Source organism: Alkalicoccobacillus plakortidis (assembly GCF_023703085.1).
Lineage (GTDB): Bacteria > Bacillota > Bacilli > Bacillales > Bacillaceae_D > Alkalicoccobacillus > Alkalicoccobacillus plakortidis.
Window position 1 is genome coordinate 366,070 of sequence record NZ_JAMQJY010000001.1, and the last position, 23,322, is coordinate 389,391.

The 23,322-nt window shown below is 38.5% G+C and carries 22 protein-coding genes, 1 other RNA gene and 3 pseudogenes; 20 read left to right on the forward strand and 6 right to left on the reverse strand.

What is annotated here, in order from left to right; all coding sequences use genetic code 11:
• Positions 1-45: 45 nt before the first annotated feature.
• The 4 genes from phnE (NDM98_RS02095) to NDM98_RS02110 form a co-directional block, all read right to left on the reverse strand.
• On the reverse strand, positions 46-828 hold the full coding sequence (phnE, locus tag NDM98_RS02095; RefSeq protein WP_251604102.1) for a phosphonate ABC transporter, permease protein PhnE: 783 nt from the start codon (positions 826-828) through the stop codon (positions 46-48).
• A complete protein-coding gene (gene phnE, locus NDM98_RS02100) occupies positions 825-1,625 on the reverse strand; it encodes a phosphonate ABC transporter, permease protein PhnE (RefSeq protein WP_251604105.1) in 801 nt (266 codons plus the stop codon). Before phnE (NDM98_RS02100) ends, phnE (NDM98_RS02095) begins: the two co-directional genes overlap by 4 nt.
• Positions 1,622-2,392, reverse strand: coding sequence for a phosphonate ABC transporter ATP-binding protein (phnC, locus tag NDM98_RS02105; RefSeq protein ID WP_251604108.1), 771 nt, complete (start codon positions 2,390-2,392; stop codon positions 1,622-1,624). Before phnC ends, phnE (NDM98_RS02100) begins: the two co-directional genes overlap by 4 nt.
• Before the next feature lie 111 nt (positions 2,393-2,503).
• On the reverse strand, positions 2,504-3,472 hold the full coding sequence (locus NDM98_RS02110; protein WP_251604125.1) for a phosphate/phosphite/phosphonate ABC transporter substrate-binding protein: 969 nt from the start codon (positions 3,470-3,472) through the stop codon (positions 2,504-2,506).
• A 374-nt stretch (positions 3,473-3,846) separates the two neighbouring features.
• Between NDM98_RS02110 and NDM98_RS02115 the strand changes: the two genes are divergently transcribed.
• The 16 genes and pseudogenes from NDM98_RS02115 (at position 3,847) to NDM98_RS02190 (ending at position 17,333) form a co-directional block, all read left to right on the forward strand.
• The gene (locus NDM98_RS02115) at positions 3,847-5,103 is read left to right on the forward strand and encodes a ribonuclease H-like domain-containing protein (protein WP_251604128.1); all 1,257 of its coding nucleotides are present in this window, start codon (positions 3,847-3,849) and stop codon (positions 5,101-5,103) included.
• 226 nt (positions 5,104-5,329) lie between these two features.
• Positions 5,330-5,830 (forward strand): spore coat protein, encoded by a 501-nt coding sequence (locus NDM98_RS02120; protein WP_251604132.1) that lies wholly within the window; start codon positions 5,330-5,332, stop codon positions 5,828-5,830.
• A 62-nt stretch (positions 5,831-5,892) separates the two neighbouring features.
• A pseudogene (locus NDM98_RS02125) lies at positions 5,893-6,445 on the forward strand (SLOG family protein).
• A gap of 89 nt (positions 6,446-6,534) precedes the next feature.
• Positions 6,535-6,853, forward strand: a pseudogene (gpsB, locus tag NDM98_RS02130) (cell division regulator GpsB).
• Between the two features lie 18 nt (positions 6,854-6,871).
• Complete coding sequence (locus NDM98_RS02135; RefSeq protein WP_251604134.1) at positions 6,872-7,270, forward strand: reverse transcriptase-like protein; 399 nt, start codon at positions 6,872-6,874, stop codon at positions 7,268-7,270.
• Positions 7,271-7,346: 76 nt separating this feature from the next.
• Positions 7,347-7,732, forward strand: an RNA gene (rnpB, locus tag NDM98_RS02140) — RNase P RNA component class B.
• Positions 7,733-7,917: 185 nt separating this feature from the next.
• Positions 7,918-8,910, forward strand: coding sequence for an ABC transporter substrate-binding protein (locus NDM98_RS02145; protein WP_251604136.1), 993 nt, complete (start codon positions 7,918-7,920; stop codon positions 8,908-8,910).
• Positions 8,911-8,972: 62 nt separating this feature from the next.
• Positions 8,973-9,974 carry an ABC transporter permease gene (locus NDM98_RS02150; RefSeq protein WP_251604139.1) on the forward strand — a complete coding sequence of 334 codons (1,002 nt, stop codon included), beginning with the start codon at positions 8,973-8,975 and terminating at the stop codon, positions 9,972-9,974.
• The gene (locus tag NDM98_RS02155; protein ID WP_251604143.1) at positions 9,958-10,752 is read left to right on the forward strand and encodes an ABC transporter ATP-binding protein; all 795 of its coding nucleotides are present in this window, start codon (positions 9,958-9,960) and stop codon (positions 10,750-10,752) included. The genes NDM98_RS02150 and NDM98_RS02155 overlap by 17 nt, the downstream gene beginning before the upstream one ends.
• Before the next feature lie 216 nt (positions 10,753-10,968).
• Positions 10,969-12,189 carry a serine/threonine transporter SstT gene (gene sstT, locus NDM98_RS02160; RefSeq protein WP_251604146.1) on the forward strand — a complete coding sequence of 407 codons (1,221 nt, stop codon included), beginning with the start codon at positions 10,969-10,971 and terminating at the stop codon, positions 12,187-12,189.
• 155 nt (positions 12,190-12,344) lie between these two features.
• Positions 12,345-13,472 carry a THUMP domain-containing class I SAM-dependent RNA methyltransferase gene (locus tag NDM98_RS02165; RefSeq protein ID WP_373370347.1) on the forward strand — a complete coding sequence of 376 codons (1,128 nt, stop codon included), beginning with the start codon at positions 12,345-12,347 and terminating at the stop codon, positions 13,470-13,472.
• Between the two features lie 231 nt (positions 13,473-13,703).
• Complete coding sequence (locus NDM98_RS02170) at positions 13,704-14,060, forward strand: DUF4870 domain-containing protein (protein WP_251604149.1); 357 nt, start codon at positions 13,704-13,706, stop codon at positions 14,058-14,060.
• A 126-nt stretch (positions 14,061-14,186) separates the two neighbouring features.
• Complete coding sequence (locus NDM98_RS02175) at positions 14,187-14,549, forward strand: hypothetical protein (protein WP_251604152.1); 363 nt, start codon at positions 14,187-14,189, stop codon at positions 14,547-14,549.
• Between the two features lie 49 nt (positions 14,550-14,598).
• Positions 14,599-16,167, forward strand: a complete 1,569-nt coding sequence (locus NDM98_RS02180; RefSeq protein ID WP_251604155.1) for a gluconokinase — start codon at positions 14,599-14,601, stop codon at positions 16,165-16,167.
• A gap of 111 nt (positions 16,168-16,278) precedes the next feature.
• The gene (locus tag NDM98_RS02185; RefSeq protein WP_251604158.1) at positions 16,279-17,055 is read left to right on the forward strand and encodes an N-acetylmuramoyl-L-alanine amidase; all 777 of its coding nucleotides are present in this window, start codon (positions 16,279-16,281) and stop codon (positions 17,053-17,055) included.
• A gap of 74 nt (positions 17,056-17,129) precedes the next feature.
• Positions 17,130-17,333 (forward strand): hypothetical protein, encoded by a 204-nt coding sequence (locus NDM98_RS02190; RefSeq protein WP_251604161.1) that lies wholly within the window; start codon positions 17,130-17,132, stop codon positions 17,331-17,333.
• Between the two features lie 20 nt (positions 17,334-17,353).
• On the opposite strand, the gene NDM98_RS02195 is transcribed toward NDM98_RS02190, so the two are convergent.
• Positions 17,354-17,677 carry an iron-sulfur cluster biosynthesis family protein gene (locus NDM98_RS02195; RefSeq protein WP_251604164.1) on the reverse strand — a complete coding sequence of 108 codons (324 nt, stop codon included), beginning with the start codon at positions 17,675-17,677 and terminating at the stop codon, positions 17,354-17,356.
• A 134-nt stretch (positions 17,678-17,811) separates the two neighbouring features.
• On the opposite strand from NDM98_RS02195, the gene NDM98_RS02200 reads away from it, so the two are divergent.
• Both NDM98_RS02200 and NDM98_RS02205 read left to right on the forward strand, forming a co-directional pair.
• Complete coding sequence (locus NDM98_RS02200; RefSeq protein ID WP_251604167.1) at positions 17,812-19,311, forward strand: carboxypeptidase M32; 1,500 nt, start codon at positions 17,812-17,814, stop codon at positions 19,309-19,311.
• A gap of 114 nt (positions 19,312-19,425) precedes the next feature.
• Complete coding sequence (locus NDM98_RS02205; RefSeq protein ID WP_251604170.1) at positions 19,426-19,887, forward strand: NADPH-dependent FMN reductase family protein; 462 nt, start codon at positions 19,426-19,428, stop codon at positions 19,885-19,887.
• Between the two features lie 63 nt (positions 19,888-19,950).
• On the opposite strand, the gene NDM98_RS02210 is transcribed toward NDM98_RS02205, so the two are convergent.
• Positions 19,951-20,577: a MarC family protein gene (locus tag NDM98_RS02210; protein ID WP_251604173.1), complete on the reverse strand. Its 627-nt coding sequence runs from the start codon at positions 20,575-20,577 to the stop codon at positions 19,951-19,953.
• Positions 20,578-20,730: 153 nt separating this feature from the next.
• On the opposite strand from NDM98_RS02210, the gene NDM98_RS02215 reads away from it, so the two are divergent.
• On the forward strand, positions 20,731-21,786 hold the full coding sequence (locus NDM98_RS02215; protein WP_251604177.1) for an ABC transporter ATP-binding protein: 1,056 nt from the start codon (positions 20,731-20,733) through the stop codon (positions 21,784-21,786).
• A pseudogene (locus NDM98_RS24890) lies at positions 21,783-23,317 on the forward strand (ABC transporter permease/substrate-binding protein). The gene NDM98_RS02215 and the pseudogene NDM98_RS24890 overlap by 4 nt, the downstream one beginning before the upstream one ends.
• Positions 23,318-23,322: the final 5 nt, after the last annotated feature.

Sequence of the window (23,322 nt, forward strand, 5' to 3'; positions counted from 1 at the left end):
AACAAGCAGGTACCATATCAACATGGTCCTGCTTGTTTTTCTTATTTAGACGAGCTTAGCTCTTATTTTTCCTGATACAAAGTCAACGAGTGTAATCATCACAATGATTCCAAGTAAGATAATACCAACTCGTTCCCAGTCTCGAACTTGAAGCGCAAAAATTAACGGTGTACCAATACCACCAGCTCCAATGACACCTAAAATAGAGGCGGCACGAATATTTACTTCAAATCGATACATAACGAAATTTAAATAACTAGGTAGTATTTGTGGTACAACAGCAAACCAAAGTGTTTTAACCGGATTAGCACCTGTGGCAATCAATGCCTCTGTTGTACTTAAATTAACACTTTCTACATCATCAGAAAATAATTTACCAAGCATCCCTATAGATCCAATTCCAAGAGCAAGTACCCCAGAAAAAGAACCTGGTCCTACTGCTTTAATAAAGATTAAAGCGAAGATAATGTCTGGAAATACTCGAATAAAGCTAAGGATAAATTTACCAAACTGAGAAATGACTCGTGATTTAACGATATTACGAGCTGCAAGAAAAGCTAATGGTATACAAAAAACAGCTGCAATAAATGTACCAAGTATCGCAATCGCTAATGTTTCAATTAACTTCGCAATTAAATCCTCACCGGCAGGGTCATACACATAGTCCCAATCCGGGTTGAATAATCCGCTAAAGATTGCTCGAACAATTTGACCAGAGGTTTCTTTAACCTCAATTGTAGGTAGACCTGCAAAAGCCCATATGTAGATGAGCATAAGAACAATGACAACAACAAAACGTGTAAAGATCTTTTTCTTTTGTGGGTTCATGATAATTTCTCCCTTAGAGACGTACTGATAAAGTCAATAATCAGTACAACAATCAAGGTATATAGAATGATGGTAGATACCCTGGCGTAATCAAAAAATCCAAGTGCTTGGTCATAATACAAACCAATTCCACCTGCGCCTACAAGACCAAGTACTGCCGCCGCTCTTACATTAACCTCAAATGAATAGAGGCTAAATGACAAGAATTGAGCGGTAACTTGAGGTATAACACCAAACATCACTAGCTTAACCTGGTTTGCACCTACTGCGCGCATCGCTTCAAGTGGACCTTCATCAATTCCTTCAATGGATTCATAGATTAATTTACCGATAATCCCCATTGAAAATCCAATTAGAGCCAGGACACCGGAAAAAGCACCAATTCCAAAAATCGCAACAAAGATAGCAGCTAATAGGAGATCAGGAATCGTACGAATTAAATTAAGCAACCAACGTGCAGGCACATTGATAAGTGGTGTTCTTAATACGTTTCTTGCAGCAAGAAGTGCAAGAGGCATAGCAAGCAACGCACCAAACGTTGTTCCAAGTACTGCCATTCGTATCGTTTCTAGAATCGGTTCGGTAATTCTCGTAAAATAAGCCCAATCCGGTGGAAACATCTCCTTTACGAGGTCCCACATATTTGGAGCACCTTTTTGAAGCTCAGAGAATGAGAACCCAACATTGTGTCCGCTATACCATAGGATCGCTAAAATAAGCAAGGCAGAGAAAGTTTGTTTGGTTTTTTTCTGCCGATAAGGTGAAGTGTTCTTTTGATTTGGAGAAGATGGGCTCATGCGTTAACACCCAACATTTCTTTATCATCAATCGGACGACCGTAAATTTCAGCAAACGCCTCATCTGTTGCTTCTTCTACAGGGCCATCAAAAACAATTTCACCAGCTCTTAAACCAATAATACGCGTTGCATAAGCGCGAGCTAAATCAATAAAGTGTAAATTAACAATGGTTGTTATACCTAGATCATTATTAATACGTTTTAAATCATCCATGACTTGTTTTGTCGTTAATGGATCAAGAGATGCAACAGGCTCATCAGCTAAAATAATTTTAGCTTCCTGAGCTAATGCACGGGCAATCGAAACACGTTGTTGCTGCCCACCAGATAACTCGTCTGCTCTTGAAAAAGCTTTATCTGGAATGTTTACTCGCTCCAATGCTTTCATTGCTAAATCCTTGTCTTCTTTTGGAAAAAGACCAAAAATCATTTTAAGAGTAGAGTGGTAACCTACGCGTCCCGATAATACATTACGAAAAACGGAAGAACGTCTCACCAAGTTGAAGTTTTGAAAGATCATGCCGATGTCACGTCTGATTTTATACAAACCTTTTCCTCTAGCTTTTGTAATAGATTGGCCATCGATTAGGATTTCTCCGTCAGTAATTTCATGAAGGCGATTAATAGAACGAAGCATTGTTGATTTTCCAGCACCAGATAAACCAACAATGACCACAAACTCACCTTTTTCAATCGTTACATTCATGTTTTGAAGGCCTTTTGTTCCATTTGGATAGACCTTTGATACATTTTTAAACTCAATCATGATAAATCCTTCCTTCTATTAGGAATAATAAAAATGGTTGGTGCTCCGCAAGGTACGGAAACACCAACCACCTACATACCGTTTACATCTAAATGACGACCCGTACGAGTCCTACTCTGTTTTTACTTTTTCGTTGTATTCACGAACAGTTTCGAATTTACTGTCGTCAGATTTAACATATCCTTCATGTGTATACACGTCTTTGATAATAGCTCGGCCATCTTCACTTTCTCCAATTGCGATAAATGCTGCTTGGATCTTATCTTTCCATTCTTGATCCATGTCAGGAAGAACAGCAATTGTATCGTTTGGAATTGGCTCTGTAAATTCAAGGATTTCTGTATCTTCAAATACAGATGGGTAATCACTTGTTACAACATTACGAGCATCTTGGAATGTTGCAGCTGCATCAACATCTCCGTTTAGTAGAGAGATAATCGCTTGGTCATGTCCTTTAAGTGTCACTGGCTCAACATCTGTTAATGGATCTAATCCTGCATCAATAAGAACCGCAGCAGGCCATACATAACCAGCTGATGACGTTACACTTTGATAACCCATTTTTTTGCCTTTTAGATCTTCAATGCTTTCAATACCAGAGTCTTTTTTAACAATAATTTGAGATTTATAGAAATCAACTAAATCCTCAGTAGGAGAACCATCCTCGTCGTTTACTCCATAGCGCTGTGCTTGCAAAATAACTTCTGCAGCGCCACGCTCTTCAGCTAATACATACGCTGTAGGGGGTAGGAAGCCCACATCAACTTGTTCTGAAGCCATTGCTTCAACAATGGTGTTGTAGTCAGTAGATACACTTACTGTAACTGGGATATCAAGTTCTGCAGTTAAAAGATCCTCTAGAGGCTTAGCTTTTGCTTCAAGAGTATCTGCATTCTGAGAAGGAACAAATTGAACACGTAGCTCTTCAGGAACATAACCTGTTGCTTCTTCTGTTCCATTGTCATTCTCGTCACTACCAGTGTTTTCTTCTGGAGCGTCAGAATCACCGCTTCCACAGCCAGCAAGTAAAACGGCTGCTAATGTAAATGATAAACCAGTACCATACAAATGCTTTTTCATTAATAAAGACCCCCTAATTATATGTATAAAACTATCAAACAAAAATCATTATAGCAAAGTATTATTAAAATCATGTAAAAGTTTTGTGAATTATGGTGTAATCATTACATTATAGGTAATCAGGATTTAACCAATTCCCTCCTAAAAATCTATACTTCCCTGATAAAAGATAGATAGATTTGCTAATAGTTAAATAATAGATTAACCATTGTTACCATTTTCATTATACAATCTCTAGGATATATGACAATAACTTTTGTAATAAAATTTATCATTCTCTATTTATAAATAAAATTATGGGAGGCGAATCGTTTGGAAAAGCAAACAAACATTCGCTATACTGGATATATCATTCAACAAGTGAGGTACAAGCCATGCAAATGCGAAATAAACTAAATCGTTTACAAACGCATACAGGATTAAAAGCTGTGGAGCCTAAATCTACTAATAGAGAAGTAGAAAAGAATCTATCATTCTCAATTGATTATCAGAAACAATGGGAAGAGTTAGGAGCTACGATTAAGTGGCTTGATGAACAATATGTTGTGGTGCGTGAAGTGGTTTATCCGCTAGACATCAAACATGGTCATTTTTCGTTTAATCAGCTAGAGAGCGCTTGCCTAAAATGGGAAAAAGCAAAAATAGACCATCCGCTCTCATCACAAAATCTCAAATCAGAACAGCTACTTTTTTTCGATACGGAAACAACAGGTCTATATACAGGTGCAGGTCATCATATTTTTTTGCTTGGCTACGCACAGGTTAAGAAGAGTGGGGTACATGTAACACAATATTTGTTACCAGGTCCGGAGGCTGAAGCTGCTCTTTATTATCACTTTTTAAAAGATGTTGATGATCTTAGTCACTTGGTTACATACAATGGAAAGGCTTTTGATTGGCCACAAGTCAAAACGAGACACACATTTGTCCGTGATCAAGTACCGAAGCTTCCTGCATTTGGTCATTTTGATTTACTGCATGCATCACGAAGATTATGGAGTGATGAGCTCCCCTCTTGCAAACTTCCTATAGTAGAAGAGCATAAACTAGGTTTTAAACGTCAACATGATACACCAAGTTATCTTGTGCCTATGCTTTACTTTGATTTTGTAAGAGATCAGGATCCAGTATTAATGGAAGGTGTCTTAAAGCATCATGAATGGGACCTACTTTCATTAATTTCGTTATATATCGAGCTCTCATTTAAATTAACTGACAGTGCATATGAGCAATCAAATGATAATGAACATTATGAGATGGGTAGATGGTACACAAAGATTGGAGAACAACAATTGGCTTATCAACATTTACAACGAGGTATGATGAGTCATCATCACAACGTTGCCTCAAAAAGTGTATTTGAATACGCTGGTTTAGTAAAAAAACAAAAAAATATGAGTGAAGCGCTAGCTTATTATAAGAAATCTATTGAAAACAACTATAAACAAGCAGAAGCGGCCATTGAATGCGCAAAGATGATGGAGCATACTTTTAAAGACTTGAATGAAGCAGAGTATTTCACTAATATTGCAATGGATTCAATTTCTAATTCCAATATAGAAAACAATAAAAAGCTGCATGTTGAATTAAATAAACGATTAGATCGACTTCAAAAGAAATTACGTATGTAGAAGTACGGCTATTTCCTGGGCAAGCGCATAATAGGCGCCGTTTCACCATTTTTTTCGATTAAGACAACACGAAAACTGTAAAAAGATGTAGAACAATAGAAAGGTAAGTCTTTATGTTAAAGTATCCCGGGATAAATTCCTCTAAAATAGGTGTTACAACTAGTACACATGTACACGAATGAACATAGGTTATTAGTGATTCTAAATAAAAAGGAGGCACTATCCTATGTATGGAAAGAAAAAGCACTGTAAACCTTGTAACCCTTGTGGACCGACAATGCCTGCGTATACACAAAAGCCAACTAACACTCAAATGATGCCAGCCGTTGTTCACCCAACGAAGTATAGTGTAGTTGAAAAAACATGTGAGTATATCGTTCCTGAAGTTCATCCTACTCATACAGATTATGTAACAAATCATGTGTATAAACATGTTCATAGCTGTCCTCACACTCAAGCAAATCACCAAAATGTGAGCAATCAACAGTTTATGTCTAATAATCCAGTAATGGGTGCTCAATCAAATGGTCCAGTAATGGGAGCCCAAAGTAACGCTCCTGTGATGGGTGCTCAAAATAATGCTCCAGTAATGGGAGCTCAAAGTAACTGGCCTGTAATGGGTGCACAGAGTAACGCTCCAGTAATGGGAGCTCAAAATAATGCTCCAGTAATGGGAGCTCAGAGCAATTGGCCTGTAATGGGTGCACAATCAGGTAAAAAACGTTAAGATAATAAAGCGAAATCACACGGGTCCTAGTTGACCCGTTCTTTTTTTAGGAGGAACTTGTGATGAAGACATTGTTAGTTACAGGATACAAACCGCATGAACTCGGTGTTTTTGATGACAAACATGTAGGGATCCAATACATAAAAAAAGCAATAAAAAGGCGTGTTACTTCGTTGATTGAAGATGGTGTGGAATGGATCCTCATTAGTGGTCAACCAGGAGTTGAGTTATGGGCAGCAGAATCAGCTTTTGAATTAAAAGAGATGTATCCTGAACTTAAAGTGGCCATTTTACCACCGTTTTTAGAACAGGAAAGCCAGTGGAAAGAAGCAGCGCAGGAGAAGTATCAACAGGTTTTAAGTGAGGCTGACTTTGTCAAACCAATTACGAATCGAGTATATGATAGTCCAGGCACAATTGCGCTTGAAAAATGATTTTTTAGTTGAGAAATCAGATGCCATGCTTATTTTATATGATCAAGAACAACCAGGAACTCCTAAATTTTATTTAGAACCAACCTTAAAAAAACAAAACAGTCAGAGTGGCTATATGATATATTATTTAACACCGGAAGATATTGAAGATGCTAGACGAGAAGAAGAAATGGATTGGTAGCAAGTTTTGAAACAAAATTGACTTTTCACAGGACTTTTGAAAAAATAAAAGAGAGACTAGTTAGTTTAGACTAAGCAGGGGTGATATTGATGAGTAATCAAGAAATTAAACATTCAGCAAAAGAAATTTTGAATAAAGATTTTAAAACAAGTATGAGAGGGTATAACCCGGATGAAGTGGATAAGTTTTTAGATTCCATTATCCAGGATTATGAGCTTTATCAGAAAAAGGTTGAACAGTTAGAGCAGGAAGTACAACAACTCCGAAAAGAAAACAAAAAGCTTCAGGAGCGACCTACTAGACAAGCTCAGGCACCAAGCCCCTTCTACTAACAATACCAACTACGATATTTTGCAACGTTTATCTAACTTGGAGAAAAAAGTTTTTGGAAGTAAAATGTACGAATAATTCAGGAGGAATGAAACTTTGATTGAAGTTTATTTTGATGGAGCTAGCGCTGGTAATCCTGGCCCGTCTGGAGCAGGAGTGTTTATCAACTTCAAAGACGGAACGGTAGAAGAAAATTCAATTACTTTACCACCAATGTCTAATCATGAAGCTGAATATGAGGCCTTTATATGGGCTCTTAAAAGGTGCACCGAACTAGGCTTTACTCATGTTTCGTTCCGAACGGATTCACAATTGATTGATGATGCAGTTGAAAAACAATTTGTCCGTAACCCTCTATATAAACCATACTTGGAGCAAGCTTTGTCTCTGATTAATCAGTTTGATTTATTTTATCTGAAGTGGATACCAAGTAAATCAAATCGAAATGCTGATCGACTTGCTAGGTTGGCGATCCCAAAACAAAAAAGAGCGTAAGTTGAATGAGTGGTTGCAAGGTGGAGCATATCGAGCTATAATAGATTAGCGCGATCGCGTATCAGGTTTAAGTTAAGCATTCAGGTGGCCGCTGTGCAGCAATGCATAGAGGAAAGTCCATGCTCGCACGAGCTGAGATGCTCGTAGTGTTCGTGCCTAGCGAATTCATAAGCTAGGGTAGTTGGGTAACTGACTAACGGCAGGAGAATTGCCTACGTCCAGTAGGATATGGTAAACGCTCCTTGAAAGTGCCACAGTGACGGAGTCCATCTGGAAACAGATGGAGTGGAACGAGGTAAACCCCTCGAGCGAGAAACCCAAAAATAGGTAGGGGCATTTTCTGATTTGGAATTGAACAAAATCAGAAGGACAGGATTCATTTCCTGTAGATAGATGGTCACCACCAGCGTACGAGGCTCATCACCGCTTGCAGTACAAAGGTACAGAACATGGCTTATCGAGTGCTTAACGATGATTGACTGATTAATTGAATCAATAAATTAAAATCCCCAGATGAGGGATTTTTTTGTTTTGTCTGAATCCTTTAGCGCTAACACGCATTAATATGTGTAAATTTTTGTTTACACGTTCTGAAAATTCAATTAACATAAGAACTATGTTTATAGATAAAAAAGGGGGAAATCAATATGCTTAAGAAATGGGGATTGTTACTATCAGCTCCTTTGCTGATAGCTGCTTTATCTGCCTGTGGAAATTCAGATGATGAAAATGCGGAAAACGGAGAGGACCCAGAATTCACAATTGGTGCAACACAGATTGTTGAACATCCATCTCTTGATGCAGCCTACCAAGGTTTTCAAGATGCTTTAACGGATGCTGGAATCAATGCGGAGTTTTCATTTCAATCAGCTCAAGGTGATCCAAATAATACATCAACGATTGCAACAAACTTTGTTTCTGATGGTGTCGATATGATTTTTGCCAACTCAACGCCTAGTGCAATAAGTGCTTTACAGGCGACTCAAGAGATCCCAATTGTCTTTACTTCTGTTACTGACCCTGTCGAAGCAGGTCTCGTTTCAGCTCTTGACGAGCCAGGTGATTCAATTACAGGTGTACGTGATCTTCATCCAGAAGCAATTGATGACACAGTTGGGTTTATTAATGAGTATTTCCCGGATTCAACAATAGGGCTAGTGTATAATGCCGGAGAATCAAACTCAGTTGTTCAGATTAATGCCATTAAAGAGTCTGTTGAGGGAACCTCATTAACAACAACAGAACGAACAGTTGCTACTTCAGCGGATGTTCAATCAGCTGCTTTGGCATTAGCAGAGGATGCTGATGTCATCTATCTTGTAACTGATAATACCGTTATCGCAGCTTTAGAGTCCATTGTAGGAATTTCGAACGATAGAGGAATTCCGTTAATCGCTAGTGATCCTGAGTCACTTGATTCAGGTGCGTTTGCCGCATTTGGTGTTGATTTCCATACATTAGGATACCAAGCAGGTGAAATAGCTGCAGATATCTTAACTGGTGAAAAATCACCTAGCGATATTCCTGTTGAATCGCCAGCTGAGATTAATTTAGTGATTAATCGTGAGGCAGCGGAAGCACAAGGAATTGAATGGAACGAAGCTTGGGACGACGCAGCAGAGACATATGAATCGAAATAACATCTAACTCGAGACCGGCCTACCGCTTCGGAGGGTCGGTTTTCTTTTATAAAGGAGAAGTGATGAACATGCTTGCGATTTATGGAGCATTAGAACTTGGTTTTATTTATGCCATTATGGCTTTAGGCGTGTATCTAACGTTTCGGATATTAGATTTTCCTGATTTAACAGTAGACGGGAGCTTTGTGACAGGTGCTGCTGTTGCTGCGTTAGCTATTGTTAATGGTGTAGATCCATTTATCGCAACGATATTAGCTGTTTTAGCTGGTTTTGTAGCTGGCTGTATCACAGGTTTATTACATACAAAAGGTAATATTAATCCGCTACTTGCAGGTATCCTGATGATGATCGCCTTGTATTCAATTAATCTTCGTATCATGGGTATGCCACGAATTTCTCTACTTAACGAACCGACGATCTTCGCATGGGTTCGAGAAGGGTGGAATTCGCTTGGTATAGACGACGCACTTCGTTCTTTTTTCCAAGGTCTCGGGATGACAACTCTGCCTTCAACTTGGTCACTTCTTATCGTGACAATTATGGTCGTATTGGTGATTAAAATCATCACAGATTATTTCTTAAAAACAGAGGTTGGTCTTGCCATTCGAGCAACTGGTGATAATAAACGAATGATCCGTAGCTTCTCAGCCAATACCGATTTTTTAATCATACTGGCACTTGGCTTATCTAATGGACTTGTTGCCCTTTCCGGTTCTCTTATTGCACAGCAAGGCGGATTTGCTGATGCAGGCATGGGGATAGGGATGATCATCATTGGGCTCGCTTCAGTCATAATTGGTGAAGCTTTGTTTGGAACAAAATCGATTTTCCGAACAACTCTTGCAGTTATATTCGGGGCTGTTATTTATCGAATTGTTGTTGCCCTAGCTCTTAAAGTAGATTTTCTAGAAGCAGGCGATATGAAGCTCATCACCGCAGTATTAGTAATTGTTGCGCTTATCTCGCCCAAAGTCATTGAGAAGCAACGCGAAAGAAGAAAACGTAGGCAGAAGCATCGACTCGCAAAAGGGCAAGGAGGTGGAGAGAATGCTGAATCTGCATGAAGTCGCTCTAACATTTAATGAAGGTACTGCAGACGAGAAAAAGGCACTTCAAACCATCGAATTAAATTTGGAAAAAGGCGACTTTGTCACCATAATTGGTAGTAATGGCGCTGGCAAATCCACGTTAATGAATGTGATTTCAGGGGCCTTATTACCTGATCAAGGTGATATTCAAATTGATGGTAAAACCGTCATTAAGCATCAGGAATATAAACGATCTGCTTTTATCGGCAGGGTGTTTCAAGATCCAATGGTTGGTACAGCTCCATCGATGACCATTGAAGAAAACCTGGCTATTGCTTATTCTCGAAATAAAAAACGGACGTTAAAGCTTGGTGTAAACAAACAACGTAGAGACTTTTTTAAGCAATCACTCGAATCGCTTCATCTTGGTTTAGAGAATCGTTTTACAGCCAAAGTTGGCCTTTTATCCGGTGGGGAGAGACAAGCCTTATCACTACTTATGGCGACTTTTACTGAACCAAAGATATTATTACTCGATGAACACACCGCGGCTCTCGATCCATCACGTGCTGAATTAATTACAAACTTAACGAGAGATATTGTTTCACGACACAAACTAACAACCCTAATGGTTACTCACAATATGCAACAAGCGTTAGACCTAGGGAATCGTTTGATTATGATGGATCAAGGTCAGATAATCTTGGATATCCCAGAATCGAAAAAGCAGGATCTAACAGTAGAAGGGTTATTACAAGAATTTAAACGAATCCGTGGTTCACAAATGGAAAGTGATCGTGCTGTTTTAGGATAATGTTAAAATGAACTGCCTCCATTATCGTGCTGATAATGGAGGCAGTTTTTTCTGCATTCTAGCAGGCGTTACGCTTTAAAGCGCTAAAATTATACTTGTTTTTGTTGAACGATCACTATATAATTACACCTAATGAGAAGACAGGTGTCTTTTTACAGAGGACTAGTTTGATACATATCATCTTGTATAATTCTACATCTAGAGAATGGAGCTATCATGAAAACAGTTTTGAACAGATGGAATCGTCTTGGCTTAGTTAAACAAATTATTATTGGTTTAATCATCGGAATAATACTTGCCTTAACCATACCTGAGACAGCTCAACCGATTACAATTGTAGGTGAGCTATTTGTTGGTGCGCTTAAAGCTATAGCTCCCGTTTTAGTCTTATTTTTGGTTATATCTGCTTTTGCTCAGCATAAAAAAGGGCAGCAGACAAATATGAAATCGATTATTAGTCTCTATATCATCGGGACCTTCTGTGCTGCTGTAGTGGCAGTCATAGCAAGTTTTCTATTTCCAGTACGCTTAAATCTTGTTAACAGTCCTGAAGGTTTTCAGGCTCCAGAGGGGTTATCGGAAGTCCTTCAATCCTTATTATTAAATATTGTTGATAATCCTATTAATGCCATCATAGAATCCAACTTTATTGGCATTCTCGCTTGGGCTATTGTGTTTGGACTAGCTTTTAGACGCACACCTGATACAACAAAAACGATGCTACAAGATATTTCTAATGCTGTTTTGAAAGTTGTTGAGTGGGTCATTAAGCTTGCCCCATTTGGGATTTTAGGTTTAGTATTTGAATCCATTTCAACAAGCGGTCTTGATGCACTTATTAGCTATGGAAAATTACTTGTTGTGTTAATTGGCTGTATGCTCATTGTTGCATTAGTTACTAATCCGCTTATCGTTTACATGTTGTCTAGAAAAAATCCTTATCCATTGGTCTTAACTTGTCTGAAAGAAAGTGGGATTACGGCCTTTTTCACTCGGAGCTCGGCTGCAAACATCCCAGTGAATATGAAGCTAAGTGAAAAGCTTGGATTAAATAAAGATACATATTCTGTTTCCATTCCTCTTGGAGCAACCATTAATATGGCCGGTGCAGCAGTGACGATCTCTGTGCTAACACTTGCCACTGCTCACACGTTAGATATTGAAGTAAATTTTGTGACAGCACTTATCCTCTCTTTTATTGCTACAATTAGTGCATGTGGCGCTTCAGGAGTGGTTGGTGGTTCCTTATTATTGATTCCACTTGCCACAAGCTTATTTGGAATCCCAACTGATGTGGCGATGCAAGTAGTAGGGATTGGCTTTATTATTGGTGTTGTTCAAGATTCTGCAGAGACAGCACTCAATTCATCAACGGATGTTGTTTTTACAGCAGCAGCTGAGGAACGAGAGAAACGAAAAGTTAATAAAATGAATTGAATTATTTAATTGTGAAACTGCACCAGATATAAGGGTGCAGTTTTTACATTTGTCGTTAAACTCATTCGAACCTTTCTTGTCACAAGCTCAGACAACCCGTATAATGAGGAAAGCTGAAAAAATAAGGGAGTTTTGATGGATGGATAAGGTTACGCTTGGTTGCTACAGCCACGATGGGTTTAGAAGCAATCGTAGCGAGAGAGATTAAAGACTTAGGATATGAAGATATAAAAGTAGAAAATGGAAAGGTGACTTTTACCGCAGGAATTGATGCCATTCCACGTGCAAACCTTTGGTTACGTACGTCTGATCGTGTGAAACTGTTAGTTGGCGAATTTAAAGCTTTTACATTTGATGAACTTTTTGAAAAAACAAAAGCATTACCATGGGCGGATCTTATTCCTGCAAATGCCGAATTTCCGGTAATTGGTCGCTCGGTAAAATCCACATTATTTAGTGTGCCTGATTGCCAAGCTATTGTGAAAAAAGCGGTTGTAGAAAGCTTAAAAAAGAAACATAACATTAGCTGGTTTGACGAAGATGGTCCCTTTTATCGAATTGAAGTGGCGCTTCATAAAGATGTGGCGACTTTAACGATTGACACAAGTGGAGAAGGACTTCACAAACGTGGCTATAGATACCTACACAACGAAGCTCCACTTAAAGAAACACTTGCTGCAGCACTTATTAAATTAACAACATGGAATCCAGATCGCCCATTTGCTGACCCATTCTGTGGTTCAGGTACTCTTCCAATTGAAGCGGCAATGATCGGACAAAATCTAGCACCAGGTTTTAACCGCAACTTTGCTTCAGATGAGTGGGATTGGGTTGGAAACGATGTATGGGATAAGGCTAGACAAGAAGTAGAGGATCTAGCTCGTTATGATCAGAAGCTTGATATTCTTGGATCTGATATTGATCACAGAAGCGTAGAGCTAGCGCAAAACAACGCAAAAGAGGCGGGTTTTGCTGATCTAATCACATTTAAACAAATGCAGGTTCGTGACTTTAGCCACAAAGGAAGCTATGGCATCATTATTGGAAACCCACCTTATGGGGAACGAATTGGCGAACGAGATGAAGTTGAATTTATGTATAAGCAAATGGGTGAGGCATTACGTAAACTTGATACATGGTCTGTTTACATGCTCACATCCAACGAGAACTTTGAAGAGCTATATGGCAAAAAAGCATCCAAAAAACGCAAATTATACAACGGGAATCTTAAAACCGATTATTATCAGTATTTTGGTCCGAGGCCTCCTAGAAAAGCGGATTGATTAAATTTATTTTAATGAAGAACACATTATTTTTTAGAAATTCTATTCAGCAAATGTATAGAGGGATCTAAGAAAGAATGTGTTCATTTCTTTTTCATTGTCAACTGAAACCTTATTCAGCATAAACCGTATATAATGTAATAAAGATAAATAAAGCATGTTTATCTAGAAATCTTTCAAATATGCAATTAGATAGTGATTCTAATCATTATATATAAAGGGGAAAAAATAATGTCTAACAACGAAATCATTGATTATACGGAAGAACCATCATCAGATGAGCGTGTCATGGCTATGCTCATCTACCTAACTAGTTTTGCAACGACGATTATTGCGCCATTAATTATTTGGTTACTAAAAAAGAATGAGTCTCAATTTATTGATTTTCACGGGAAAGAATATTTCAACTTTTTCATTTCGTATGCGATTTATGGTATTGTTGCGAGTTTCCTTATGATCATATTAGTGGGATTTTTGCTCCTACCGCTCGTTGGAATATTAGCATTTATTTTCACAATCATCGCAGCAGTTAAGGCCTTTAATGGCGAAAAATATGTCATTCCATTAACAATTCGTTTTATAAAATAATACGTGGACAAAAACGGCGGACTATATGTTCGTCGTTTTTTGGCATCTTAATTGCTATCACTGGTTCACTACTTTCAAGAATGCTATCATGAAAATAATAAGTTAGTAGGGATTGGAGGTGTGGACATGAGCAAGTTAATCATCACAAGTTACCCGTTGGGTGTGGTAGGAGAGAAGTCTATCATTTTTGAAAGCAACGAAACCGCGACTTATCATCAAGTCTTATTTGATGTATTAAAGAAGGTATTTGCAGATAAAGTTCCGGAAGTACTGCCAAAAGAAGGGGACGTATTAAACATTAATGTGATTGAACAAGATGCAACAAGCTCACTTCCACGTATTCAGCATTTTTCATTGCTTGGGGAATTGGAGGATGAATTGGTAGATGTATTGGATGCAGCACAAGAATGGCTAGATGACCAAGATTTAAGTCAAGGAAAGGATCAAGGGTCCCTAGTGAATGAATTAGTAGATAAGCTAGACTTTTAATCATTAAATTTCACTTACCGCATTATGGATTATAAGGAGGAAACTATTAATGAATAACAAAGACACAATCATTTTAGGCATTGATATCGGAACAACAAGTGCTAAATCCGTATTATTTTATACAAACGGGGCCGTTTTAGCTTCAAGTGAAATTAGCTATCCGACATTATCCCCTCAACCTGCTTGGTCAGAGCAAGATCCTGAAGTCATTTTAAGGGCGGTAAAACTATCTGTCTCACAATCGATTGCGTCTTCCAATACTGAGCCAAGTAAAATCGCTGCAGCCGGATTTTCAACGGCCATGCACTCTTTGTTAGCTGTGACCAAAGAGGGAAAAGCGATGACAAATAGTATCATTTGGTCTGATAATCGTAGTGCAGAACAAGTAACTACGTTAAAGCAATCAAATGAAGCATTAGAATTTTATTTAAGGACAGGTACACCGATTCATACAATGTCACCGCTTTCAAAATTGTTGTGGATGAAAGAGCATACTCCTGATGTTTTTCAACGTGCGTATAAATTCATCTCCATTAAAGAATATATTTGGTTCCATTTATTTGGAGAGTTTGTTGTTGACTACTCCATTGCCTCAGCAAGTGGTCTCTTAAATCTCAGCAAAAATGAATGGGATCAAGAAATTCTCCAATATATAGGCATGACAAAAGATCAATTATCAGAACTTGTACCAATCACATACAAACAAGAGCTTAGCCATGCAAGTATCGCACAAGAATTAGGCGTTTCTAACTCGACTCCATTTGTCATTGGAGCGAGTGATGGTGTGCTGGCTAATGTTGGTGTGGGAGCAGGATCCAATGATAAAACGGTTATTACTATTGGAACGAGTGGAGCAATAAGAAGAACCGTAAAAGAACCTAAAACCGACCAACATCAACGAACATTTTGCTATGCGTTAACTGAAAATAGTTGGGTCATTGGTGGCGCGACAAACAATGGTGGTAATGCATTTCGATGGTTTCGAGATGAATGGTCCAAAGGAAAACAAATGGATGATGCACAAGAGATGACAAAGGACGTATACGAATATTTGTTAAGCCTCGCTGAGACATCTCCAGCAGGAGCAAAAGGACTGCTGTTCATGCCATTTCTAAATGGAGAGCGAGCGCCTTATTGGAACCCCAATGCTCGTGCGGGTTTTGTAGGAATTGGCAATCATCACACTCAACCTGATTTTATTCGTTCATTGCTAGAAGGCGTTATTTTTAGCATTTATTCTGTTGGACTTGCCTTACGTGATTTAAGTGGTCCATTGACAGAAATTCGTGCCTCAGGTGGCTTTGCCCGCTCACCATTATGGCTGCAAATTCTTTCTGATGTATTTGGGAAGGAAATTCAAATTCCATCAAGTCATCACGCTTCTGCATTTGGAGCGGGCATCGTCGCTTTACTCGGAACGGGGCATCTGCAGTCACTTGAGGAATCAGATCGTTGGATTGATATTAAGCACATGTATGAACCAAATAAACAAACAAATGAAACCTATCTAGAACTTTTTGAGTTATATGAATCCGTTTATCAAGCTCTAGAGCAGCCGTTCGATCAACTCGCTCGGATCCAGCAAAGGTATAAAAGTCAATCAACGCCTCTCAAGTAGACGGTAATATGATTATGTAAACTTAATGGTTTTTCCATTTCTGAAACATTCACCTCCCCATTTTATAAATGGCCTCTCGATGTATTAGATGAGAACAAAGGAGGAGATCAGATGGTAAAGCTGTTTATTGATCCTGGTCATGGAGGCACAGATCCAGGAGCAGTGGGCCATGGTTTGCAGGAAAAAGCATTAACACTTGAGATTGGACGTCAAATACGGGATATATTGCTACGCGAATACGTTGGTGTGGGCGTGAAGATGAGCAGAACGACCGATGTTTTTTTACCTTTAACAGAACGAACCCGGTTAGCAAATCAATGGGGAGCAACCTATTTTGTATCTATTCATATTAATGCTGGCGGAGGGTCGGGTTTTGAAACCTTTGTTCATTCAAGTCGAAGAACACAAACCGTTAAGTTGCAATCGGTTATGCACGATGAAATGATGACTCGGTTACAAGTAGCAGATCGGGGGCAAAAAGCAGCTGACTTTGCTGTATTACGAGGAACAAAAATGCCTGCAATTTTAACTGAAAATCTGTTTATTGATCGAACGACTGATGCCCACAAGCTAAAAAGCGGAGCCTTTTTGCGGCTAGTAGCCGAGGCCCACGTATTTGGACTTGCCCAAGCATTTCAGTTACAAAAAAAGTCTGTTATACCAAGTCAAAATTCTATGTATCGAGTTCAAAGCGGCTCTTTTGAGGTAATGAAAAATGCGAATCAGGTTAAAAAAAAGATAGAAGAGGCGGGATATTCACCGTTTATTCGTCTTGAGAACGGGTTGCACAAAGTTCAAGTTGGAGCCTTTTCAAATCAATCAAATGCAGAGTCATTAGCTGCAGAGCTTCGTAAAAAAGGGTTTACTGCAGGTGTTTTTCGTTCATAAAACAAACGAGGTATGCATATTCATATAATCGGGGACAATAGTAATTGTATTTTGATTATATGGAGGATAAGACTATGCAGACTACTAGAGGCACGGAAAATACGTATGACGTCATGCTACGTGTTGAAAAAGCGTTAAAAACAACTGAAGCATTTATACAAGCAGAGCTGAATGCAATGAACACAAAACAAACTCAACAAGCAGAAGCATTTATCCAAGAAGCCAGAGCGGATTATCTGGATGCACAAAAATATTATACGTCGCGTCTTTATACGTAAAAAGAAGCGTGAGCATTAGGCTACGCTTCTTTTTTTATGTGTTCCTCTGGATGTGCTGCATCTAAAAAACGGGGTTGGTTGAATTCAACTCGATCAAGATCAGAATTATAGTCAATGGTCATTCCATCTACATACCAAAAATCATCTTCTGTTACAAAAAAAGCGATGCCTTGTTTTTCAAGAATATACGAGTTAGGACTTGGTTCATCTCTCATTACTCCTACAGAAAATCCGCCAGACCCAACTCCTCCAACACGGACAAATAAACGTACGGATTCACCATTCTTCAATTCCATTTCCTCTTTATATAACGTAACGACCGAGTCTGATAATAATAATTGCATTAGATATTCCTCCTAACTTTGTTTAGTTTATCACAATTGAACATTTTTTTAAGCTTGTGAGAAGGACAATTCGTTTCGAATGTCGAAATAGAAAGATGAACAAATATGTACATAAAGATTGGTGGGAATATAGTATGTCAACTGAAAAGAAATACTTAGATCTTGTTCAAAAACAGAATCATTATAACCAAGCCTTATCCTTACTCGCTTGGGATGCGCGCACTGGAGCTCCAAAAAAAGGCGCAGGACAGCGTTCTGAAGTCATTGGCACTCTTTCTTCTGAGGTGTTTGCTTTGTCTACATCTAATGAGATGGAATCATTATTGACTGAATTAGAAGCATCAGAAGATACGATTGCAGACATCACTGCAAAAAGCATCAAAGAATCTCGTAAAGAGTACGATCGCAATACAAAAATTCCTGCTGCTGAATTCAAAGAGTATGTAACTTTACAATCCCAAACAGAAACCCTTTGGGAGGAAGCAAAGGACAAATCAGATTTTGAGATGTTCCGCCCTAATTTAGAGAAATTAATTGACTTTAAAAAGCGGTTTATTGGCTATTATGGTGAAGAAACGGGCCATGCGTATAACACCTTATTGGATGATTATGAGCCAGGTGTTTTTGTTGACACCATCGATGAAGTATTCTCAGATCTTCGTAAAAATTTAGTCCCACTTGTTCAAGCTGTAACAGAATCAGCTCATCAGCCAAAAATGGACAGTTTATTAACTCATTTTCCAAAAGAAAATCAACAAGCATTAAGTCTTGATATCCTAAAAGAAATTGGCTTTGATTTTTCTGCAGGAAGAATGGATGAAACAGTTCACCCGTTTGCAATTGGAATTAACCCTTATGATGTACGTGTGACAACTAAATACAATGAGTCAGATTTTAGAGTATCGTTATTCGGAACCATTCACGAAGGTGGACATGCTTTATATGAACAAAACATCTCACCGGACCTCATTGGTACACCACTTAGTAGTGGGACGTCTATGGGGATTCATGAATCACAATCATTGTTCTGGGAGAAATTCGTCGGGCAAAACTTTGCGTTTTGGGAACGAAATTACCCTCTATTAAAAAAGCATGCGAATGGACAATTTGATAACGTTAGTCTTGAGGACTTTTATTTTGCGGTGAATCAAGCGAAACCTTCCTTAATTCGTATTGAAGCAGATGAGCTAACTTATTGCCTTCACATTATTCTTCGTTATGAATTAGAAAAAGCGTTAATTGAAGGAAGTTTAGCTGTAAAGGATCTTCCACATGTGTGGAATGAAAAAATGCAGGAGTATTTAGGCGTAAAACCAGCAAACGATGGGGAGGGTGTACTTCAGGATGTACACTGGTCTTTTGGCGCATTTGGCTATTTCCCTTCATATGCATTAGGTTACATTTATGCCGCTCAGCTAAAAGAGGCATTTACTAAATCTAATCCTGGTTTTGATCAACTCATTCAACAAGGTGACTATGCTCCAATCCGTAGTTGGATGACCGAGAACGTTCACCAATTTGGTCGAGGAAAAAAACAAGCCGATATATTAAAAGATACAACTGGATCCGGTATTGATGCAAAGCCATTAATTCAGTACCTTCAAAGCAAGTATACAAAACTCTATAAGTTATAAGAAAAAGAAACGGGCCACACGCCCGTTTTTTTTTAACTTATTATTCCTAGTTGACTACTAAGAATAATAAGTGTATGATCAGAGTACGTTAAACGATTGAAAGGAGCATTCTGAATGGCACATATAACATTGTTAGCAGGAGACCAGTTTTTGAACAAAAAAGACAAACTGTTTTTAACGCAATTGGAATCTTGGGTTGTTGAACAAGGTCATAAGCTTTCAGAGGTTCGCATTTCTTCCTTTAGTCAAGACCTGTTTAAAGCGGATATGATCATTTTAGCAATACCGGTAGAACAGCACTCGTATCAAGCCTTTAAGGACTTTATGCAAAGCTTACCTGCCAATAGCTTGCAAGACAAAAATGTCTATCCATTTATTCTAGGTGGTACACCTGCACACTTAAGTATTATGGAGTTATATCTCAACCCATTACTAAATCGCTTAGGGGTAACAGAGCCACTTAAACCAGTTCCTCAGCACATTCAAACATGTAAACATAAACCAAAACCAAAAAATACGTTCTCAATCGAGCGCTTTTATCAATTTTTACAGCTAAATATTCCGCAGTCTGTATAAATGACACCAACCATGCAAAAAAGATGAACGAGCAAACCTATCTGCTCATTCATCTTTTTTCTGTTAAAGTGAAAATACCTCACTCAGTCCACTAACAATCATTTCAACGGCCATAACTGTTAAAATAAGTCCCATTAACCGAGTAATAATGGTAAGCTCCGTTTTATTTAATTTATCATTAATCCAACTTGAGTAATAAAAAATAACAAATGTAACGAGCAAAATTAAAGTAAAGGCAATAAAAACACTTACGGAATGACTAATCTTATCTGAGTGTGCAGACGTTAAGCTCATGACCGTTGCAATCGTCCCAGGTCCTGCAATAAGAGGAGTACCAAGTGGTGTAACAGAAATATCTTCTTTCTCTAATCCTTCTTTATGTTCATCCTCATGGAGTGCTTGACTATGTGTTGATTTGGCACTCACTAACTTATAACCGATTCCAAAAATTATAATTCCTCCGGCTATCCGCAATGCATCTACTGTAATGCCAAAGGCTTTGAATAAAAAAGGACCTACAACTAAAAAAGCAGTTAAAATCGCAAATGCTGTAGCAATTGCTTTAAAAGCAATATGGCGCCGTTCCTTTGTCGAATTGGATTCAGTCATTGCTAGGAATATGGGAATATTACCGATCGGATTCATAATCGCAAAAATGGATACAATAGCTTGAAGCGTAAATGAGATCATAAACAAAAACTCCTGCCTACATATTGATTTGCTATTATGCTGTCCTAATTCTTTTATAACAATTCAATGGTTTTAGTCTTAAAATGCGTATTTTAGGGTATAGAAGGAGTGTATTTATTCTTTATAAAGATCATAAAGAGAGGTTGTGCGGGGTTGATAACGTTTGAAGGGGTAACAAAAACATTTGCTGATGGAACTAAAGGGGTCGATAATCTCTCTTTAACCATTAACAGCGGAGAATTTTTTGTGTTAATTGGACCAAGTGGGTGTGGAAAAACAACAACAATGAAAATGATTAATCGCTTAATTGATCCCACAGAAGGGGTAATTAAGATAGATGATGATCGTGTTCAGGACGTAAATATTAATAAATTACGCTGGAATATTGGCTATGTATTGCAACAGATTGCCTTATTTCCGAACATGACAATTGCTGAGAATATCGCAGTTGTGCCTGAAATGATGAAATGGAAAAAGACCGAGATTCAATCTCGTGTAGATGAACTTTTAAACATGGTTGGTTTAAAACCTGAACAATTCAGAGATCGCATGCCAAATGAGCTCTCTGGTGGACAGCAGCAACGAATCGGTGTTGCAAGAGCGCTTGCTTGGAATCCGAATATTATCTTGATGGATGAGCCCTTTAGTGCACTTGACCCAATAAGTCGAGAGCAGTTGCAAGAGGATATAAGGAATCTCCAAAAAGAAATCAAAAAAACAATTGTATTTGTCACCCATGACATGGATGAAGCATTACATTTAGGTGAAAAAATATGCATGATGCGCGATGGTGCTGCTGTTCAAATCGGCACACCAGAAGAACTTTTGACTAATCCAAAAGATGAGTTTGTGCAACAATTTATCGGAAGTCGAGCTCTTAAAAAGGGAAAAACGAGTTCTGAGAATAAGATCCGCTCATTTATAAATAAAAGCAGTTCATATCTTCGCCCTGAAATAGATGAATTGGATGAGCAGCTGCAATTTACAACAAAGCCTGATGGCAGCCTTAATCAAACGTATTTTCAATCGGTTCACCGAACAGATGTACAAGCTGTTTCAGGTGATTATACGGCGAAGGATGCCTATACAACCCTACAAAAGCTAGAGATTCCCGCGATACCCGTAGTAGAGGATGAGATGATTATCGGCACAATCTCATACGAGGATCTAGCGAGAATGGCTGCTGAAGGGAGTGTGGCAAGCAAATGAGTCATTTGCAGGATTTTTATCAGTTATTTTTACAAAGACAAGATATGCTGTGGTCTTCTTTATGGGAGCATCTACAGTTATCGATTATCTCCTTATTAATTGCTGTTTTTATTGCCGTTCCATTAGGCATCGTTTTATCGAGAAAAGATCGAATCGCCGAATTTATCATTGGTATTGCGGCTGTTCTTCAAACTATTCCAAGTCTAGCCTTACTCGGATTTATGATTTTATTTGTAGGCATAGGTACAACACCTGCAATTATTGCCTTAACTGCTTATGCCCTTTTGCCTATTTTACGGAATACATATACGGGTATAAAAGAAGTAAATCCGGCTATTCGCGAAGCAGCTCGTGGAATGGGTATGAACTCATATCGTAGTCTTATTAAGGTAGAGCTACCGATTGCCTTACCAACCGTTATGGCCGGTATTAGAACGTCAATGGTGTTAATTGTAGGTACGGCAACACTAGCTGCTTTAATTGGTGCTGGTGGTCTTGGAGACCTCATTATGACTGGTATTCAACGTTCGAATAACGAGTATATCTTACTTGGTGCGATCCAGCCGCTCTTTTGGCTCTATTTTTTGATGGGATATTACGTGTTACCGAACGATTAAGCAAGCGTAGCTCGTATAAACCAGTATTAGCTGTCATTGGTTTAGCTTTAGCTATTATTTTTGTCCCAATGCTTGCTATGCGTGGTTCAATTGGACCAGATCTTGTAGTTGGAGGAAAAATGGGTGCTGAACCTGAGATAGTTGGCAATATGTATAAGCATTTAATAGAAGACGAAACGGATCTAACTGTTGAGGTACAAGGAAATCTAGGAGCAACGGATTTTGTCTTTAATGCCTTACGTGTAGGAGATATTGATGTGTATCCTGAATTTTCAGGAACCATTGTTGGTGAGCTTTTAGCACTGGATGACTTCAGTTATGACCCTGATGAAGCTTATGAACAAGCAAGGGAAGGAATTTATGATGAGTATCAATTCCGCTTCCTTGAACCGATGCTATACAATAATACGTACGCAATTGCTGTACCAAGAGATAAAGCCGAGGAAAATAACATTGAAACGATCTCTGATTTAGAATCAGTAAAAGATGACTGGAGATTTGGTTTTTCCTTCGAATTTATTGATCGCCAAGATGGGTATGCAGGATTTCCGGACCGGTATGGATTTGAGCTTGCTAACGTTTCTTCTCTCGATGTCTCTGCAGGCATTCGAGCGATTGAAAGTGAAAACATTGAGGGAACAGATGTGTTCTCAACAGATCCACAAATTGTCGAAAATGATCTCGTAGTGCTAGAAGATGATGAAAGTTTATTTCCACCTTATCAAGGAGCTCCTTTGATTCGAGAAGAAACATTGGAGCAATATCCGGAGCTTGAAGATATCCTGAATCAGCTTGCAGGAAAAATTTCTGAGGAAGATATTCAAGAATTAAATTATTTGGTCGATATTGAGGATGAAAACCCATCGGATGTAGCAAGAGATTATCTGGTTGAAATCGGATTGCTAACTGAATAATGAGT